We start from the raw sequence: 19,591 nt of genomic DNA on the forward strand, positions 1-19,591 counted from the left end.
TGAAAACATTACTGCTCTTACACTTCCGGCCTATCTACCATGTAGTCTTCATGGGATCTTATCTACTTGCGTAGTGGGAAACCTCATCTTGAAGGGGGCTTCGTGCTTAGATGCTTTCAGCACTTATCCCTTCCGGACTTAGATACCCAGCACTACCGTTGGCACGATAGCTGGTACACCAGCGGTCCGTCCATCCCGGTCCTCTCGTACTAGGGACAGCTCTTCTCAAGTTTCCTGCGCCTGCGACGGATAGGGACCGAACTGTCTCACGACGTTCTGAACCCAGCTCACGTACCGCTTTAATGGGCGAACAGCCCAACCCTTGGGACCTACTTCAGCCCCAGGATGCGATGAGCCGACATCGAGGTGCCAAACCTCCCCGTCGATGTGGACTCTTGGGGGAGATAAGCCTGTTATCCCCGGGGTAGCTTTTATCCGTTGAGCGACGGCCCTTCCACTCAGAACCGCCGGATCACTAAGCCCTACTTTCGTACCAGCTCGACTTGTTGGTCTCGCTGTCAAGCTCCCTTTTGCCTTTACACTCTAACGTGCGATTTCCTTCCGCACTGAGGGAACCTTTGGGCGCCTCCGTTACCTTTTGGGAGGCGACCGCCCCAGTCAAACTGCCCACCTGACACTGTCCTAAAACCAGCTTCATGGTCTATAGTTAGAATTTCAATATCTAAAGGGTGGTATCCCAACGTTGACTCCACCTACACTGGCGTGCAAGTTTCTCAGTCTCCCACCTATCCTGTACATCAAATACCAAAACCCAATGTCAAGCTACAGTAAAGCTCCACGGGGTCTTTCTGTCCTGTCGCAGGTAGACGGCATCTTCACCGTCATTACAATTTCACCGAGCCCCTCGTTGAGACAGTGCCCAAATCGTTACGCCTTTCGTGCGGGTCAGAACTTACCTGACAAGGAATTTCGCTACCTTAGGACCGTTATAGTTACGGCCGCCGTTTACTGGGGCTTCGGTTCTATGCTTCGATTGCTCTAACATTTCCCCTTAACCTTCCAGCACCGGGCAGGCGTCAGCCCCTATACGTCAGCTTTCGCTTTAGCAGGGACCTGTGTTTTTGGTAAACAGTCGCTTGGGCCTTTTCTCTGCGGCCTCTTCTCGCTCCAAACGTGTGTTTTTCACGATATCGAGGCACCCCTTCTCCCGAAGTTACGGGGTCATTTTGCCGAGTTCCTTAACGAGGGTTCTCTCGCGCGCCTTAGGATTCTCACCCCACCTACCTGTGTCGGTTTGCGGTACGGGCACCAGCTTACCTCGTTAGAAGTTTTTCTTGGCAGTTTGGGATCAGTTACTTCGCTACTTGTTTTCGCTCCCCATCACCTCTCAGGATATGTGTAAGGCGGATTTGCCTACCTTACTCCCTACGGGCTTGGACCAGCTTTTCCAGCCGCTGGCTTAACTTACCCTCCTGCGTCACTCCATCCTCAAACGGTATCTGGTGGTATCGGATTCTCAACCGATTGTCCATCGCCTACGCCTTGCGGCCTCGGCTTAGGTCCCGACTTACTCTGGGCGGACGAACCTTCCCCAGAAAACCTTAGGTTTTCGGCGGGCAGGATTCTCACCTGCCTTTTCGCTTACTTATACCGGCATTCTCACTTCTTACTACTCCACAGCTCCTTACGGTACTGCTTCAACGCTGTAAGAACGCTCCCCTACCAATGTATTACTACATTCCAAAGCTTCGGTGATATACTTAGCCCCGTTACATTTTCGGCGCAGGGTCACTTGACCAGTGAGCTATTACGCACTCTTTAAATGGTGGCTGCTTCTAAGCCAACATCCTGGTTGTCTTAGCAACCCCACATCCTTTTCCACTTAGTATATCTTTGGGACCTTAGCTGTTGGTCTGGGCTGTTTCCCTTTTGACTACGAATCTTAGCACCCGCAGTCTGACTCCCGGTTACAATATAGCGGCATTCGGAGTTTGATTGGGTTCGGTAACCCGTGAAGGCCCCTAGCCCATTCAGTGCTCTACCTCCGCTATTCTCACACCGAGGCTAGCCCTAAAGCTATTTCGGGGAGAACCAGCTATCTCCTGGTTCGATTGGCATTTCACCCCTACCCACACCTCATCCGCCTCCTTTTCAACGAAGGTCGGTTCGAGCCTCCACTTTATTTTACTAAAGCTTCACTCTGGACATGGGTAGATCACCAGGTTTCGGGTCTACTCCAACGTACATATCGCCCTATTAAGACTTGCTTTCGCTTCGGCTCCGGCTTTTCTGCCTTAACCTGCACGTTAGATGTAACTCGCCGGTCCGTTCTACAAAAAGTACGCCATTACACTTTTAATGTGCTCTGACAGCTTGTAAGCATACGGTTTCAGGTTCTATTTCACTCCCCTCCCGGGGTGCTTTTCACCTTTCCCTCACGGTACTGGTTCACTATCGGTCGCTATGAGTATTTAGCCTTGGGGGGTGGTCCCCCCTGATTCCCACGGGGTTTCTCGTGTCCCGCGGTACTTGGGATTCCCTCTGCAAGTTTCATCCTTTCGTCTACAGGTGTTTTACCTTCTGTGCAGCACCTTTCCAGGTGTCTTCGACTAGGACTATTCTTCACGTGATGAGGGTCCCGCAACCCCAGATTTCCGAAGAAATCTGGTTTAGGCTCGCCCCTGTTCGCTCGCCGCTACTTGGGGGTTCGATGTTTCTTTCTTTTCCTCCGGGTACTTAGATGTTTCAGTTCCCCGGGTGCCCTCCTCTATGCCTATATATTCAGCATAGGGTGACGGAGGTTTACTCCGCCGGGTTGCCCCATTCGGGTATCCACGATTCAATGCCTGCTTGCGGCTCCTCGTGGCTTTTCGCAGCTTACCGCGCCCTTCTTCGGCCCTTAGCGCCAAGGCATCCACCGTATGCCCTTTCTTTCTTGACCAAATCTTACTTGCTTGTTTCGGCTCGGTTACTTTTGGTAACCTACTGAAATTGTTTTTATGTCGACGCTTTACTTGTTTCGCTGTTCAGTTTTCAAAGAACAATACAAATATTTTAGATAAAAATGGTGGAGACAAGCGGGATCGAACCGCTGACCCCCTGCTTGCAAGGCAGGTGCTCTCCCAGCTGAGCTATGCCCCCACGATATGGTGGGACTAGGTGGACTCGAACCACCGACCTCACGCTTATCAGGCGTGCGCTCTAACCGGCTGAGCTATAGTCCCGTAGCTTATTTGCATTTCTTTTGGGTCTAGTCTTTAGCTTTTAGCTATTAGACTGGATTTATATTTTACTTCAAGAGACACATTAAATCAACCGGAAGTTTCTGGTTGAAGCTATTGGCCTTTGTCTTGCCACTTAGCCTAAAAAGCTAATGGCTAAAGGCTCATAGCAAGATCCCAGAGGAATCCCCCCCGGGCCTTGGTCTCTCAAAACTAAACAGATTAGATGATGAATGTCCGACCTTAGATAATCAGCTGTTGCTGATTTCTCCTTAGAAAGGAGGTGATCCAGCCGCACCTTCCGATACGGCTACCTTGTTACGACTTCACCCCAATCATCGGCCCCACCTTCGACGGCTGCCTCCTTACGGTTAGCTCACCGGCTTCGGGTGTTGTCAACTTTCGTGGTGTGACGGGCGGTGTGTACAAGGCCCGGGAACGTATTCACCGCAGTATGCTGACCTGCGATTACTAGCGATTCCGACTTCATGTAGTCGAGTTGCAGACTACAATCCGAACTGGGACCGGCTTTCTCAGGTTTGCTCCACTTCACAGCTTCGCTTCCGTCTGTACCGGCCATTGTAGTACGTGTGTAGCCCAGGACATAAGGGGCATGATGATTTGACGTCATCCCCACCTTCCTCCGTTTTGTCAACGGCAGTCACATTAGAGTTCCCATCTTTACATGCTGGCAACTAATGTTAGGGGTTGCGCTCGTTGCGGGACTTAACCCAACATCTCACGACACGAGCTGACGACAACCATGCACCACCTGTCTCTCTGCTTAACCGAAGTCAAGAAAACGTATCTCTACGCCTTTCAGAGGATGTCAAGCCCTGGTAAGGTTCTTCGCGTTGCGTCGAATTAAACCACATACTCCACCGCTTGTGCGGGCCCCCGTCAATTCCTTTGAGTTTCAGTCTTGCGACCGTACTCCCCAGGCGGAGTGCTTATTGTGTTAACTGCGGCACTGCAGGGGTCGATACCCGCAACACCTAGCACTCATCGTTTACGGCGTGGACTACCAGGGTATCTAATCCTGTTCGCTCCCCACGCTTTCGCGCCTCAGTGTCAGTTACAGTCCAGAGAGCCGCCTTCGCCACTGGTATTCCTCCCAATATCTACGCATTTCACCGCTACACTGGGAATTCTGCTCCCCTCTCCTGCACTCAAGTCCACCAGTATCAGAGGCAATCACGGGGTTGAGCCCCGAACTTTCACCTCTAACTTAATGAACCACCTACGCGCCCTTTACGCCCAGTAAATCCGGACAACGCTCGCTCCCTACGTATTACCGCGGCTGCTGGCACGTAGTTAGCCGGAGCTTACTCTTCAGGTACCGTCACTGACTTCTTCCCTGAAAACAGAGGTTTACAACCCGAAGGCCTTCTTCCCTCACGCGGCGTTGCTCCGTCAGGCTTTCGCCCATTGCGGAAGATTCCCCACTGCTGCCTCCCGTAGGAGTCTGGGCCGTGTCTCAGTCCCAGTGTGGCCGATCGCCCTCTCAGGCCGGCTACCCATCGTCGCCTTGGTGGTCCTCTACACCACCAACTAGCTAATGGGACGCGGATCCATCTGATAGCGTATGCGCTTTCCTTGCAGAGTCATGCGACTCCGCAAGCGTATCCGGTATTAGCAGCCGTTTCCAGCTGTTATCCCGGTCTATCAGGCAGGTTATCCACGCGTTACTCACCCGTTCGCCACTAAAATTAGAAATCGCAAGCTTCATTCTAATCTCCGTTCGACTTGCATGTGTTAGGCACGCCGCCAGCGTTCGTCCTGAGCCAGGATCAAACTCTCCGTAAAATATTTTAAAAATATCTTAAAGAGTTTTGGCTCTTTACTTATCCTAGATTTACTCGCTAGCGTCATTTAATAACGCTTGACGAGGATGTTTTTTGTGGTCGTCTTAGTTTCGAGTGTCTTATCCCCGTTAGGGGGTATCTCGACTTTTGACTTGACCTGTTTTTCATCCATCATCTTCTGTTTAGTTTTCAAAGACCATTTTGTTTTAACTTGTCCCGATCTTGCGACCGGAACTTTATCTTACCACGACTTTCACTGTTATTTCAAGTGAAAGTTTTTGGTAAATTCACTTCTCAAAATGCTTTTTTATAATACCATTGATTTATAATTGAGTCAATGTGTTTTTCAACATATTTTACTTAACTTCTCAGTTATAACTCAACTTTTGTCGGCGGAGATAAATATAACATATCAAAATGATTTGTGTCAATATAGTTTTGATAAGATTACTTTATTGTTTTTATTAAACCTGTTTTTATTAAAAATTTGCTCGTTTAAAACAAAAGCCACCCTGATTAAGGTGGCTTTCTAATATACTATTGATCTTCATTAACAACTCTGGCAATGGCAACAATATGATCATTTTCCGACGTTCTCATCAATGTAACTCCCTGAGTATTTCTACCCATAGAGGAAACATCTTTAACAGGAAGCCTTATGATAATACCTTCAGCACTAATCATCATAGCCTCATCATCATCTTTTACTACCAAAACACCTACTACTGAGCCATTTCTTTTGGTGGTTTTAATATTTATAATCCCTTTACCACCACGAGTTTGTTTTCGGTATTCAACAAGTGGTGTCCGTTTACCATAGCCATTGGCAGTAACTGTAAGCAAATCTGCTCTCTCTCTAATTACTCCCATATTCACCACGTGATCGTTTTGGGTCAATGTTATCCCTTTTACCCCTCGGGTAACACGCCCCATTGGTCTTACATCTTCCTCTGAGAAACGTATGGCTACTCCGTCTTGGGTACACATAATGATTTCCTCTTTACCACGAGTTAATTCAACAGCAACCAATTTATCGTTTTCATCAAGGTTGATAGCAATTAATCCATCCCGCCGTGAGGAATTAAACTCTGTTAAAGCTGTCTTCTTTACAATACCATGTTTAGTAGCCATGAATAAGTAAGCCTCTTCTTCAAATTCCTTAATTGGGATTACAGTAGTTCCATATTCATCACTATCATAATTTAGCAAATTAATAATTGGTGTACCCTTTGCCGTTCTTGATGCCTCTGGTACTTCATAAACTTTAAGTCTATAAACCTTACCCTTATTCGTAAAAAACAATAGAAAATGGTGTGTGGAAGCTATAAAGATATCTCTGACAAAATCCTCTTCTTTGGTTCCCATAGCGGTAATTCCTTTACCGCCTCTTTTTTGGCTTTTATAGGTGTCCATTGAGATTCTCTTAATATAGCCTTGATTTGTAATGGTAACTACCATTTCTTCTTCTTCTATTAAATCTTCAATATCAAAATCACCAGCAGCATCATTACTAATAATAGTACGTCTGGTATCTGAAAATTTATCTTTAATAGCCAACAGTTCATCACGGATAATGGCTAATACCTTTTTCTCATCGGCTAAGATGGCACGCAAGTAATCAATCTTCTCCAATAATTCTTTGTATTCTTTTTCTAATTTTTCTACTTCAAGGGCTGTCAAGCTTCTTAAGCGCATTTCTACAATGGCCTCTGCTTGGATTTCTGTAAGGTTAAATTTACCCACTAGCCCTTGCTTAGCATCTTCGGTATTTTTAGATTCTCTAATGGTCTTTATAACTTCATCAAGGTTAGCTAAGGCAATACGCAATCCTTCAACAATGTGTGCCCTTGCTTCAGCTTTTTTTAACTCATATCTTGTTCTACGAGTAATAACATCCTTTTGATGTTCAAGATAGTGAAAAATCACTTGGGCAAGATTTAAAACTTTGGGCTCATTGTTCACTAAGGCAAGCATAATGATGCCAAAACTCTCCTGCATCTGTGTATGCTTATATAAAAGATTCAATATCACATTGGGATTGGTATCCTTCTTTAGTTCAATAACAATTCGCATACCCCTACGATCAGACTCATCTCGTAGGTCTGAAATACCCTCAATTTTCTTATCCTTGACTAAGTCAGCGATTTTTTCAATTAGTCTTGCTTTATTTACTTGGTAGGGAATTTCGTTAACTATAATAACTGATCGGCCATTTGCTTTGGTCTCTATGGTGGACTGGGCCCGAATTTTAATTGTTCCTCTACCAGTCCTATAAGCTTGACGTAAACCTTCCCTACCCATAATTGTGGCTCCGGTTGGAAAATCAGGTCCTTTTATTACCTTCATCAAATCATCCGGTGTAACTTGGGAATCCTCAATCATCATGAGGACTCCATCAATAACCTCACCAAGATTATGGGGTGGTATATTAGTTGCCATACCTACAGCAATACCAGAAGAACCATTTACTAATAAATTCGGTATCTTAGAGGGTAGGATAGTGGGTTCTTCTGTTCTATTGTCATAGTTAGGAGCAAAATCAACAGTTTCTTTATCTATGTCAGCCAACATTTCTAACGTAATCTTAGCCATTCGTGCTTCGGTATAACGCATAGCCGCTGCTGGATCCCCATCAACAGAACCAAAATTACCATGACCCTGTATTAAAGGATAACGACAAGCAAAATTTTGGGCTAAACGGACCATAGCATCATAGATAGATGAATCTCCATGGGGGTGAAAGTCTTGCATAACTTTACCAACAATACCAGCGCTTTTACGATAAGGTTTGTCAGGTGTTAATCCTAATTCATGCAGAGAGTAGAGAATTCTTCGATGAACAGGTTTTAGGCCATCTCGAACATCAGGTAAAGCTCTACCCACAATTACACTCATGGCATAATCTAAGTAGGAGTTTTTCATTTCATTGTTAATATCTAAAGGGATGACCTTACCAGTATGGGCAGTCATTTTTATTCCTCCAATAAAAACCAGGCTTACCTTTCCTTGACGTTATTAATTAGAGCAAAGATTGATCAAGCCTAATATACTTTAACAATTTTTATTTATTAACTGTAATCTAAAGCTGACACTAAGGCTAATGAACTAGTAAGTTTTTTAATACAAATAAATATCTTATTACAAGTTTTACCAAAAAAACTATATACTATATCAAAATCACTGGATTATTGAAGAATTACTTTTACTCTTTGGTTGCCATAATAATTTGTCTGTCATCTAACATCTGTATTTGGGCATCTTTATAGCCAGCTCGGGTTAACCAGTCAATATATTGCTCTCGAGTCCAGGTACCACCAGTTTCGGTATTTACAAGCATATTTACACCAAAGAGTTCTGCCCTTGGACTGATTCCACGGACGAAATCAAGGATAACCATACGCCCACCAGAAACTAAGGATTGATAAACTCGCTTAAATAATTCTACATTTTCTTTTTCGCCATAAATATGACAAATGTTACCTAAGAAAGCTAGATCAAAGGGGCCCTCTGCTACTCCTTCGGTAAAATCTCCAGGTACAAAGGTAATATTTTCACCTGGTAATATACCAGCAGCCATAACTGAGCATACTTCAGGTACATCCTGTACGGTTACCATAGCCCCTGCCTTAGCGAAGGGACGAGCATAATTTAAAGGACCTCCACCTAAATCAATAACACGTGTACCTAGGGCTAGGTCTTTTAAACAGATTTCAACAAGTTCATCGGCTACCTGTTTAGCACTCTTTTTCATGGCATACATAAAGCCTTTAATATCCATTTGATCTCTATCACGCTTGGCAGGTTTTCCTGTCTTTAAGACTTCCGGTAACTGACTCCAGGATTTGATAACATTGAATGTATGAATAATAGAATAGCCTATGTACTTTTCACTAGCTTCGTTATAAAAAATGTCCTTTGTCTCTTCTGTTAGAGCATATATATCGTCAGTTTTTTCTAGATAGTTCAAGGATAGCAAAGCTTCTAAAACCACCCAAAGGGCCCTTTGATCCAAGGAAAGATTACTGGTTATTTTTTCAATATGTTGAGGTTTATCCTTTAGCAAATCAAAAATACCAGTCTTAAGTGCTGTACCTACCACCAATAATTCCTGGGGCACCATAGCATTTTTTAAATTTGGCATTTTGATTCCTCCAGATCAACTAATTTAAACCTTTTAAAAAACTTGGCTTTGGCCAAGTTTTTTATACTATCAGAGAGTATAAGATTTTAAGGATGATAGTATTAAGAAAAGCTAAGGCTGGCGCTATAGGCTTGGCGCACCCTAAAGGGCACAAGCGAGCCAAGCTTTTCTAAAATTATATATCTAAATTTCTCACTAACCTAGCATTTTCTTGTATAAAATCTCTTCTTGGTTCTACACGATCACCCATTAGCATAGAAAATATAGCATCTGCCTCAATGGCATCATCCAGTGTAACCTGTAACATAGTTCTGGTATCCGGATCCATTGTGGTATCCCAAAGTTGATCTGGGTTCATTTCACCTAAGCCTTTGTATCTTTGAATATTTACCCGATCATGGCCTATTCTCTTTAGTAGTTCTTCTAACTCCTCGTCACTATAACAATAACTATCATGTTTCCCTTTACGAACACGGTATAGAGGTGGTTGTGCCGCATAAACATAGCCGGCTTCTATAAGTTGTCTCATGTAACGATAGAAAAAAGTCAATAGTAAGGTTCGGATGTGAGCACCGTCGACATCGGCATCAGTCATAATGACGATTTTGTGATAACGAGCCTTAGAAATATCAAAATCGTCACCTATACCTGTACCCATGGCAGTAATCATAGCCCTAATTTCTTCATTAGCGAGAATTCTATCTATCCGGGCCTTTTCTACATTAAGAATTTTACCCTTTAGTGGCATAATCGCTTGAAAACGTCGATCCCGACCTTGTTTTGCAGACCCCCCGGCTGAATCACCCTCAACCAAATATATTTCACATAAGCTTGGGTCTTTTTCTGAGCAATCCGCCAGTTTACCTGGTAAAGACATAGTTTCCAGTGCACTTTTTCTTCGTGTAAGTTCCCGTGCTTTACGTGCCGCTTCCCGAGCTCTGGCAGCTGTTATCCCTTTTTCAATAACTTTTTTAGCCACAGGTGGGTTTTCTACCAAATAAGTAGCTAATTTTTCAGCAAAGATAGAATCTACGATTCCTCTTACTTCACTGTTGCCTAGTTTTGTCTTGGTCTGACCCTCAAACTGAGGTTCTGGTACCTTTACACTTATAACAATAATGGCACCTTCCCGGATATCTTCTCCGGATAAATTTGCATCATTACTTTTTAAAATGCCGTTTTGTCTACCATAATCATTAATTACCCTAGTAAGGGCCGTCTTTAGGCCTACTTCGTGGGTTCCACCATCAATTGTATGAATGTTGTTCGCATAGGATAGCATTGTTTCTGTATAACCATCATTGTATTGAAGAGCAACTTCAACAACAATCTGTTCTTTTTCACCGGATACATATATCGGTTTTGGATGTATTGTTTGTTTATTTCGATTTAGATGCTTAACAAAATCCTTAATTCCGCCATCAAATTGAAAGACCTGCTCAAATATTGGGTCCTTTCGTTTATCTTGTAGGATAATTTTAATGCCTTTATTTAAATATGCCAGTTCTCTTAGTCTCTGGGTTAAAGTATCAACACTAAAAACTAATTCCTCAAATATTTCTGCATCAGGCTTAAAAGATACCTTGGTTCCTGTTACATTGCTATCCCCGATGACTGTTAATTCGGTGGTTGGAATACCCCGAGAATATTCCTGTCTATATATTTTTCCATCTGTCTTTATTTCTACAGATAGTTTTTCTGATAGAGCATTAACCACAGACACACCGACTCCGTGTAAACCACCAGAAACCTTGTAACCACCACCACCAAATTTTCCACCAGCATGAAGCATAGTTAATACTACTTCAACAGCTGGTCTTCCTACCTGGGGTTGTATACCCACAGGGATACCTCGACCATTGTCTTCAACCGAAATGGAATTGTCATCTTCTATGGTTACAATGATCTTATCACAATATCCGGCTAGTGCCTCGTCAATACTATTGTCTACGACTTCGTATACTAAATGATGCAGCCCCCGAGCACTGGTACTGCCAATGTACATACCGGGTCGGCGTCTTACAGCTTCTAAGCCCTCTAACACTTGTATTTGGTCAGCACTGTATTTATTGGTCTGTTGCTGTTGGTCCATATGAGTGACCTCCATCTATTCACATTGAAACCATATTATACCATATATAGTATTACCACTCAAGATTAATATTCTACTCAAAGATTGTGAAATTAATCTTAATCCTAATATACCACCGGATCTTGTTACTATTTTTACAATATAAAATAAAAAACCGTTATTCACGGTTTTTATTCTTCATCATTATTTTCTAAAATGTTATCAGATCTCTTTTTTAGAGTGGTGCAAGAAATAGGGGAAATATAGATCTCTTTGGTAGTTATTACAAAGGATTTCTCTTTTTCTTGATTGGAAATTGGTTGAATAAAGCCTTCATCTTTAGCGATTTCAATAAATTCCTTAGTTATCGTTGAATTTTTGGTACGGGCATCGAGTATCGCTATAATGTCTTTTTTTAAGACCACTACATCTCCACCTAAATGCAGAAACATCAAAATTCCTCCCTTTGCCTTAAACTACCAGCCTGAACTTGCCAGAGAATACCGGAACCCTTAATGGTTTCTTCTATCCCACCCGTAAAACTAGTTGTTATAAAGGTCTGTACCTTATTCATAACTTTATTAACAAGCATTGATTGTCGATCACGATCCAATTCGAATAAGACATCATCCAACAGTAATACTGGGTAATAACCAAATTCATGGTACCATAAATCCAACTGAGATAATTTTAACGATAGTGTTACTGTTCTTTGTTGTCCTTGGGAACCAAAAGTTTTGGCCTCAATCCCATTAATGGCTAAGGATAGATCATCACGGTGGGGCCCCAGTAGAGTTTGACATCTTAGTAGTTCAATTTTACGTAATTTTTTTGAAGAATTTAAGAATATCTGGTAAATTTTTTCTTCACTTAGCCCTGGTTCTAAAACTAAAGATGATAAATATTTTACTTGTAACTCTTCTGCTCCTCCGGTAAGGCTAAAATGAATTTTCCTTGCCAATGGAATTAATTTTTTTAAAACTTCTAGGCGAAGATAAATTACTTTGGCTCCATGCCTATAAAGCTGATCATCCCAAACTTCCAACATTTCTGGGTTTGAACGTCTATCTCTTATTTCTTTCAAAAGAGTATTTCTTTGATGAAGAACCCGAGAATATTGTCGCCAGATTTTACTATAGCCAGGACTTAGTTGCCCTACTTCAAAATCCAAAAAATGTCTTCTTTCCTGGGGTGATCCCTTTATTAAATATAAGTCTTCCGGTGAAAACATTACTACTCCAAAATGATCCAACTCTGAACGTGGTGTCTCTACACCATTGAAAAATAATTTTTTTGTTCGCTCTCCTATTTTCCAATGGATATGAAAAATTCGAGAAGTCAAACTAATCTCTGAATCAATTATGGTCTGCTTAGTTTGCCATTTAGAAATGTCTTTATCTCTTTCGGCCCGAAAGGAACGTCCCCTTAAAGAATAATAAATACCCTCTAACAAGTTTGTTTTTCCTTGGGCATTTGATCCAGTAATAATATTGATGGACGGATGAGGTATAAATATTGCTTCTGTATAATTACGGAAATTCCTCAGAGATAACTTTTGTACCCGCAAAATCTCACCTTCACATCACAACCAAAAAACTTCCGGCACCATCTACCATCACAACATCGTTATTTTTTAATTTTTTACCCCTTCTGGTCTCTATATTACCATTAACTTTAACAAGTCCTGATTGAATCAGAATTTTACTTTCTCCGCCGGAACCGGTAATATTAGCCCATTTTAAAAATTGATCTAGGCGTAACTCATCATTTACTTTAATTTGTTGGGTCAAAAAGTATCTCTCCTTAGGCAGTTCTTACAGGTAGCACTAGTGAAATGTAATCATCACTTTCGACTGGTCTTAATATCCCAGGACTGAGGGGTCCTGACATATCAAAATAAATATTATCACAACTAATGGCTCGCAGTGCATCAGTCAGATATACAGCATTAAAGGCTATTTGAATAGTATCTCCTTGTAAATAAACAGGAACTTCTTCATGTATTCTACCAACTTCTGTATTGGCAGTGATTACTAACTTTTCTTCCTCAATATTTAAACGAATAATTTGTGTGCCAACTCGAGCCAATAGTGATGCTCTTTCTGCAGCTTCAATAAGGTCTTTTGTTTTTACTCTAACTCTTGTTTTATAGCCTTGAGGTATAACTTGACGATAATTAGGGAATTGACCTTCAATTAGCCTAGAAATTAAGGTTGTGTCCTCCATACCAAAAGTTATTTGGTTTTCTCCAATGGAAATAGTGACTTGACGATCAGCAGCACCAATAACCCTAGTCAGCTCATTAAGAGTTTTACCAGGGATAATAATATTTATATCATCTTTGACAGATGGACTTTCAATTTGCCTCATTGCTAAACGATGTGTATCTGTAGCCACTAACCTTAAATTACCTTCTAGAATTTCCATCAATACACCCGTAAAGACTGGTCTATTTTCATCAGGAGATGTAGCAAAAAGAATTTGTCTTAGATATTCTTTTAATTTCTCTTCAGAAATGGTTAGAGAATTGTTGCTTTGTAATTTTGGAAAAATAGGATATTCTTCAGCGTCAAAACCATTAATTGTAATTTCAGATTGCCCATAACGAATAATTACATTGGTATCCTGATTTCTTTCAATCTGTATTGGTGAATCAGGTAATCTTCTTACTATTTCACTTAGATATTTGGCAGGCAAAACAATAGATCCTTCTTCCTGAGTTGTACAGGGGACAAAACACTGAATACCCATCTCAAGATCAGTTGCCTGTAATTCTAATCTATTGTCCTTAGCTACTAATAAGATACCAGATAAAATGGGCATGGGATTTTTGGTGGATACTGCCCTTTGAGCAGTGGTCACACCTTGAATTAGATTTTGACGGGTACAGATTATCTTCATAGCCTTCCCCCGTGTTTTATTATTTTATTTTTATATATTTTTATGTTCGTAGTAGTAATAGGGGCTGTGAATTTGTTTATATGCTACATTAGGCCTTACTACTGTTCATTTTTAGGTGTAAAAAAGCTGTGGAGAAAAAACCTGAAACTTATTCACAATAATAATGCACAAAAAAATAAAATCTTAATAAATCAACATTATTAACAAGAGTTATCAAACTCTATTCACATTAGTCACATATTCTTTTTTTCAATTCCTTTATGGTTTCTTGAAGCACAGGGTCATTTTGAAGATCAGCAATAATTTTATCGCAGGCATGTAAAACTGTAGTATGATCTCTACCGCCAAATTCGTCACCTATTTTAGGAAGAGAAAGGTCTGTTAATTCCCTAGCTAAATACATGGCAACCTGCCTGGGGAAAGCAACAGAACGGGTTCTCTTTTTGGCTTTTAAATCCTCAATTCTTAATCCATAAAAATCTGCAACTGTTTGCATAATTAGCGGAGCAGTAATAACTTTAGGTTTACTAGGTGAAATAACATCCTTTAATACTTTAGCTGCCAATTGAGGTGTAGCTTCTTTTTTTTCTAATGAAGAGAAGGCGCTTACCCTTGTTAATGCACCTTCCAGTTCCCGAATGTTAGATTGAATTTTATCTGCAATAAAAGCAATGGTATCATCAGGTATATTTGTTATTCCTTCTAATTGTGCTTTCTTTCTTAAAATAGCAACCCTTGTTTCATAATCTGGAGATTGCATATCAGTTATTAATCCCCATTCAAAACGTGAGCGAAGTCTATCTTCGAGGGTAGCAATTTCTTTAGGAGGTCGGTCGCTGGAGATAATGATCTGCTTATTAGCCTCATATAAGGTATTAAATGTATGGAAGAATTCTTCTTGAGTTGCTTCTTTCTTTTCTAGAAATTGAATATCATCGATTAATAGAATGTCCATACTACGGTATTTATTACGAAACTCTACTGTTTGATCATCCCTAATAGAGTTGATCAATTCATTTGTAAATTTTTCAGATGTAACGTAGGCAACCTTTAGATTGGGGTTATTTTCAAGAACATAATGACCAATGGCGTGCATTAAATGAGTTTTACCCAGACCTACACCACCATATATAAACAACGGATTATAAGCCCTTCCTGGAGATTCTGCTACAGCCAGTGAAGCTGCATGAGCAAAACGATTACTATTTCCAATAACGAAGGTATCAAAAGTATTTCTTGGATTTAGGATATTAGTATGAGTTTCGTCTGAGAACTTCTCCTTTGGTTTGGGCTGATCCACTTCCTGACCCGCCAAAATAAATTGAAGTGAAATGTCTTGATGCATGATGGCTTCATAAGCTTGTTTAATGATGGGTGAGTACCGATCTGCCAACCAACTCTTAGAAAAGTGATCCGGAACTTCTATTATAATTGTATTGTCATAGAAGGCCACCGGTTTGCATTTGGCAAGCCAGGTTTCAAATGAGTGCTTATTAACCTGTTTTTCCAAGCGAATTAGCACCTGTTCCCATCTGGCAAGGACATCGTTTTGCATGTTACTTAAGCAAACCTCCAAACTACTTATAAATTCCGGAAAAAAATCCCCTTATTAATAAGGGAATGTTGAAGTCACGTAATGTTTTGTTGAAAGGTATATAATATTTGAACAATCAACAACGTTGTACACAGTTTTATCCACAGCCTGTGTAAAAACTGGATAAATAAATTTATCCACAGATGTAAATCAATAATACCAAAACTAATAAAGGTTATCAACAGATAAATAATATTCACAGAGATTATGGATATCTATACAAGGTAAAAACAAAGGTGATTATCTTGACTAGGGGTAAGAAATTTTATATAATTTTCAGTGACTGTCTAGTATATCAATTTTTATTGACATACCAATTCGTTTAAAGGAGGTGTTTATACATGAAGCGCACATACCAACCTAAGAACCGTAGACATAAAAGGGTTCATGGTTTTCTAAAACGGATGTCTAGTAAGTCTGGCCAAAATGTACTTAAGAGAAGACGCTTAAAAGGTAGAAAACGTTTGTCAGCATAAGGCCGCTTAGGGTGGCCTTTTCCTAATTTGTATACGATTTTTGATAAGTGGTTAAGATAATTAATAAAACCTTTATTAGGATGACTTATGGAAGAAAAAATTGTTTCTCTAAAGAAAAATTCAGATTTTCGAAATGTATATCGTTTTGGCAATTCGGCGGCAAACCGTTATTTGGTATTGTATAAACTTCCTAATAAAGGCCATGGACGCAGGTTTGGTTTTTCTATTAGTAAAAAAGTTGGTAAAGCAGTTTGTCGAAATCGGATACGTCGAATATTAAAAGAAATATGCCGTTTGCATTTTGATCGTTTTCCGGATCATTATGATTATGTTTTTATTGTGCGCCAAACCTCTTCTGATCAAGATTATCATCAGATGGAAAAACATATTTGGCATGTTTTGGGTAGATTAATTAAACAGGAGAGGGATTAATGCGGCAGGTTGTTATACTGGGCCTAATATTTTACCAAAAGTTTATTTCTCCTTTAAAGCCACCTACTTGCCGATTTTATCCAACTTGTTCTCAATATTCAAAACAAGCAATCGAAAAGTATGGTGTAATTAAGGGTCTTTGGTTAACAATTAAAAGATTAGTAAAATGCCACCCCTTTCATCCAGGTGGATATGACCCGGTAAAATAACTGGTAAGGCTTTAAGGAGGTACACGTTTTGTTTGGATGGTTTGATTCCATAGTAAATGGAATGACAGCATTAATGAATTGGCTTTATGGGTTTACTAATACATTGGGGTTGCCAAGTTATGGCTTAGCCATTATTTTGTTAACTATTTTAATTAAAACAGCTTTATATCCCCTTTCCAAGAAACAAATGCATTCTATGGTGATGATGCAAAAAATTGCTCCTGAAGTAAAAGCTATACAGGAAAAATACAAGGGTAAAGATCCCCAAAAGATGCAGCAAAAAATCATGGAGCTGTATAAAGAAAATAATGTAAATCCAATGGCTGGCTGTTTGCCATTGCTCGTTCAAATGCCAATTTTAATTGCTCTTTATCGGGCTCTATATGCATTTCCATTTAAAAATCCAGACCATGCAAATTTTTTATGGGTTAGTTCTTTAAGTAATACTGGAGATATTGCATTAGCATTGTTAGCAGCAATTACTACATATCTACAATCTAAGTTAACTACTAATACCCAAGATCAAACCCAGAAAACGATGTTGTATACAATGCCATTATTTATCGGTTGGATCGCATATACAGTACCTGCAGGTTTGGCACTTTACTGGGTTGTATTTAATACTGTAGGAGCAATTCAACAGTGGTTTATAAATAAACAAACCCTGCAACTTAAAGAGGGGGTAACCGGAGTTGAAGGTAGTAGAAAAAGTAGGTAAGACAATTGATGAAGCCGTTGAATTGGGTCTTCAAGAATTTGGTGTTTTAAGGGACGAGGTTATTATTGAGGTACTAGAAGAACCTTCAAAGGGTTTATTCGGATTAATAGGTTCTCGTCCAGCCAAAATAAAGTTAACCTTAAAAGATAATCCGGTAAGACGTGCTGAACGTTTGTTGCATAATATTTTTAATGCAATGGAAATTCCAGTAGAAGTAAATATAAAAGAACAGGATCAGATGTTGAACGTTGCCATAGAAGGACCTGATTTAGGAGTATTAATAGGTCGCAGAGGAGAAACCTTGGATTCCTTGCAATACTTAATTAATTTAGCAATTAATAAAAATCAAGAACAACGGCGTAAAGTAATTCTTGATGTTGAAGGTTATCGCCATCGTCGGGAAGAAACTTTACAAAAGCTTGCTACAAGGTTGGCCGATAAAGCCAAACAAAGAGGTCGAAGTGTGGTACTGGAACCAATGAATTCACAGGAGAGAAGAATTATTCATACTGCTCTGCAAGGTAGAGATGATATTTATACCTTCAGTGAGGGTGAAGAGCCTTTTAGAAAAATTATTATTTCTCCTAAAAAATAATAGTATTAAAAACCCAGCACCATTAGGTTGCTGGGTTTTTATAAATAAAGTTACCAAATCCTTGGAGGTAAAAAATTGATAGACGATACCATTGTCGCCATTGCTACTGCACTAGGAGAAGGAAGTATTGGAGTTATCCGTATAAGTGGGCCAGATGCCATATCTATAGGTCACAAAGTTTTTCAACCCAAGGTAAATAAGGATTGGTACAAAAAGGATAATTACAAGATTATCTATGGACATGTGATTGATCCAACAACTGGGGAATTAATCGATGAAGTTTTACTTTCTATTATGAGGGGACCCAAAAGTTTTACTGCCGAGGATGTTATTGAGATAAGTTGTCATGGCGGGCTGGTTCCCTTAAGAAGAGTACTAGAGGTAATACTTAAATATGGAGCACGCTTAGCAGAACCTGGTGAATTTAGTAAAAGGGCATTTATCAATGGTCGACTGGATCTTGCACAAGCTGAATCGATTATTGATATTATTAGAGCTAGGACAGATGCAGGGGCTAAAATTGCCATAAATCAGCTGGGAGGAAAGCTTTCTAATAAGATTAATGGTCTACAACAGAATGTTTTAGGTTTACTGGCTAAGATTGAGGCAATGATTGATTTTCCTGAGGATGATATTCCAGAAGAAAATCTCGAAAAAATGAGCTTAGAATGTATGGATCTTATAAGAGAAATAGATTGCCTATTGGATCATGCAAATAGTGGAAGAATTTATAGAGAAGGACTTAAAACTGTTATTGTAGGAAAACCTAATGTTGGTAAATCATCTCTACTAAATGCCCTGCTTCAGGAACAACGGGCAATCGTAACTGATATACCTGGTACAACGAGAGATATAATTGAAGAAGTATTTAATATCAAGGGTATTCCACTAAAGCTTATTGATACGGCAGGTTTAAGAGAAACCCAGGATTTAGTTGAAAAAATTGGTGTGGAAAAATCTAGAGAACTACTAAACCAAGCTGATTTGGTACTATTAGTTTTAGATGCTTCTACTGGACTATCTAAAGAAGACATTAAGGTCATAGATTTAATTAGAGATAAAAAAGTTCTTATACTAATAAATAAAATTGATATAGCAGAAAATCAAATCAACTCTAAGGACTTAGATAGCATTATAAATTTTAGTGAAGTTATAGAAATATCAGCTCAAAAAGAAATTGGCCTGGACAATCTAGAGGAAGCTATTTTTAATCTAGTGGTGGAAGGAAAGATAACTGCAGTAGATAGTATTTTTGTTTCTAACACTAGACATAAACATGCACTGGAAAGAGCTAAGTACCATCTTTTGGAGGCCAGTAAAGCTTTAAAGGAATATATTCCGGCTGATTTGGTATCTATTGATTTGAAGTCTAGTTGGGAGATTTTGGGTGAAATAACTGGTAATAGTGTAACCGAAGATTTGATAGATAGAATATTTTCGGATTTTTGTATTGGCAAATGAGGTGGA

At 40.0% G+C, this 19,591-nt stretch carries 14 protein-coding genes, 2 tRNA genes and 2 rRNA genes; 6 read left to right on the forward strand and 12 right to left on the reverse strand.

Annotated elements, in window-relative coordinates; all coding sequences use genetic code 11:
* From ACYQ03_RS02710 to dnaA, 12 genes are all read right to left on the reverse strand, one after another.
* A 23S ribosomal RNA gene (locus ACYQ03_RS02710) occupies window positions 1-2,902 on the reverse strand; the annotation flags it as partial.
* 124 nt (window positions 2,903-3,026) lie between these two features.
* A tRNA-Ala gene (locus ACYQ03_RS02715) sits at window positions 3,027-3,102 on the reverse strand.
* A gap of 6 nt (window positions 3,103-3,108) precedes the next feature.
* Window positions 3,109-3,185 (reverse strand) — tRNA-Ile (locus ACYQ03_RS02720).
* Window positions 3,186-3,458: 273 nt separating this feature from the next.
* A 16S ribosomal RNA gene (locus tag ACYQ03_RS02725) occupies window positions 3,459-4,988 on the reverse strand.
* Between the two features lie 536 nt (window positions 4,989-5,524).
* The gene (gene gyrA / locus ACYQ03_RS02730) at window positions 5,525-7,957 is read right to left on the reverse strand and encodes a DNA gyrase subunit A (RefSeq protein WP_459907452.1); all 2,433 of its coding nucleotides are present in this window, start codon (window positions 7,955-7,957) and stop codon (window positions 5,525-5,527) included.
* 232 nt (window positions 7,958-8,189) lie between these two features.
* The gene (locus tag ACYQ03_RS02735) at window positions 8,190-9,128 is read right to left on the reverse strand and encodes a methyltransferase (RefSeq protein ID WP_459907454.1); all 939 of its coding nucleotides are present in this window, start codon (window positions 9,126-9,128) and stop codon (window positions 8,190-8,192) included.
* 175 nt (window positions 9,129-9,303) lie between these two features.
* Window positions 9,304-11,220 (reverse strand): DNA topoisomerase (ATP-hydrolyzing) subunit B, encoded by a 1,917-nt coding sequence (gyrB, locus tag ACYQ03_RS02740; RefSeq protein WP_459907456.1) that lies wholly within the window; start codon window positions 11,218-11,220, stop codon window positions 9,304-9,306.
* Window positions 11,221-11,390: 170 nt separating this feature from the next.
* Window positions 11,391-11,651: an extracellular matrix regulator RemB gene (gene remB / locus ACYQ03_RS02745; protein ID WP_459908716.1), complete on the reverse strand. Its 261-nt coding sequence runs from the start codon at window positions 11,649-11,651 to the stop codon at window positions 11,391-11,393.
* Entirely contained in the window at window positions 11,651-12,766 is a 1,116-nt protein-coding gene (gene recF / locus ACYQ03_RS02750) for a DNA replication/repair protein RecF (protein ID WP_459907457.1), read from the reverse strand. Before recF ends, remB begins: the two co-directional genes overlap by 1 nt.
* A 10-nt stretch (window positions 12,767-12,776) precedes the next feature.
* Window positions 12,777-12,989 carry an RNA-binding S4 domain-containing protein gene (locus tag ACYQ03_RS02755; RefSeq protein ID WP_459907459.1) on the reverse strand — a complete coding sequence of 71 codons (213 nt, stop codon included), beginning with the start codon at window positions 12,987-12,989 and terminating at the stop codon, window positions 12,777-12,779.
* A gap of 13 nt (window positions 12,990-13,002) precedes the next feature.
* Window positions 13,003-14,100, reverse strand: coding sequence for a DNA polymerase III subunit beta (gene dnaN / locus ACYQ03_RS02760; RefSeq protein WP_459907461.1), 1,098 nt, complete (start codon window positions 14,098-14,100; stop codon window positions 13,003-13,005).
* Window positions 14,101-14,329: 229 nt separating this feature from the next.
* The gene (gene dnaA, locus ACYQ03_RS02765; RefSeq protein ID WP_459907462.1) at window positions 14,330-15,655 is read right to left on the reverse strand and encodes a chromosomal replication initiator protein DnaA; all 1,326 of its coding nucleotides are present in this window, start codon (window positions 15,653-15,655) and stop codon (window positions 14,330-14,332) included.
* A 380-nt stretch (window positions 15,656-16,035) separates the two neighbouring features.
* Here dnaA and rpmH point away from each other — a divergent pair, with 380 nt between their 5' ends.
* The 6 genes from rpmH (at window position 16,036) to mnmE (ending at window position 19,585) form a co-directional block, all read left to right on the forward strand.
* A complete protein-coding gene (gene rpmH / locus ACYQ03_RS02770) occupies window positions 16,036-16,170 on the forward strand; it encodes a 50S ribosomal protein L34 (RefSeq protein WP_459907464.1) in 135 nt (44 codons plus the stop codon).
* An 87-nt stretch (window positions 16,171-16,257) separates the two neighbouring features.
* A complete protein-coding gene (rnpA, locus tag ACYQ03_RS02775; protein ID WP_459907466.1) occupies window positions 16,258-16,602 on the forward strand; it encodes a ribonuclease P protein component in 345 nt (114 codons plus the stop codon).
* Window positions 16,602-16,811: a membrane protein insertion efficiency factor YidD gene (gene yidD, locus ACYQ03_RS02780; protein WP_459907467.1), complete on the forward strand. Its 210-nt coding sequence runs from the start codon at window positions 16,602-16,604 to the stop codon at window positions 16,809-16,811. Before rnpA ends, yidD begins: the two co-directional genes overlap by 1 nt.
* 28 nt (window positions 16,812-16,839) lie before the next feature.
* The gene (locus ACYQ03_RS02785; RefSeq protein ID WP_459907469.1) at window positions 16,840-17,529 is read left to right on the forward strand and encodes a YidC/Oxa1 family membrane protein insertase; all 690 of its coding nucleotides are present in this window, start codon (window positions 16,840-16,842) and stop codon (window positions 17,527-17,529) included.
* Window positions 17,504-18,124: an RNA-binding cell elongation regulator Jag/EloR gene (gene jag, locus ACYQ03_RS02790; protein ID WP_459907470.1), complete on the forward strand. Its 621-nt coding sequence runs from the start codon at window positions 17,504-17,506 to the stop codon at window positions 18,122-18,124. Before ACYQ03_RS02785 ends, jag begins: the two co-directional genes overlap by 26 nt.
* A gap of 75 nt (window positions 18,125-18,199) precedes the next feature.
* Window positions 18,200-19,585: a tRNA uridine-5-carboxymethylaminomethyl(34) synthesis GTPase MnmE gene (gene mnmE, locus ACYQ03_RS02795; protein ID WP_459907472.1), complete on the forward strand. Its 1,386-nt coding sequence runs from the start codon at window positions 18,200-18,202 to the stop codon at window positions 19,583-19,585.
* Window positions 19,586-19,591: the final 6 nt, after the last annotated feature.

The sequence above is a fragment of the Desulfotomaculum defluvii genome, assembly GCF_054657375.1.

Coding starts and splice junctions, on each gene's coding strand:
- gyrA (WP_459907452.1), bottom strand. CDS start 7,957: ATGACTGCCCATACTGGTAAGGTCATCCCTTTAGATATTAACAATGAA.
- ACYQ03_RS02735 (WP_459907454.1), bottom strand. CDS start 9,128: ATGCCAAATTTAAAAAATGCTATGGTGCCCCAGGAATTATTGGTGGTA.
- gyrB (WP_459907456.1), bottom strand. CDS start 11,220: ATGGACCAACAGCAACAGACCAATAAATACAGTGCTGACCAAATACAA.
- remB (WP_459908716.1), bottom strand. CDS start 11,651: ATGTTTCTGCATTTAGGTGGAGATGTAGTGGTCTTAAAAAAAGACATT.
- dnaN (WP_459907461.1), bottom strand. CDS start 14,100: ATGAAGATAATCTGTACCCGTCAAAATCTAATTCAAGGTGTGACCACT.
- dnaA (WP_459907462.1), bottom strand. CDS start 15,655: ATGCAAAACGATGTCCTTGCCAGATGGGAACAGGTGCTAATTCGCTTG.
- rpmH (WP_459907464.1), top strand. CDS start 16,036: ATGAAGCGCACATACCAACCTAAGAACCGTAGACATAAAAGGGTTCAT.
- rnpA (WP_459907466.1), top strand. CDS start 16,258: ATGGAAGAAAAAATTGTTTCTCTAAAGAAAAATTCAGATTTTCGAAAT.
- yidD (WP_459907467.1), top strand. CDS start 16,602: ATGCGGCAGGTTGTTATACTGGGCCTAATATTTTACCAAAAGTTTATT.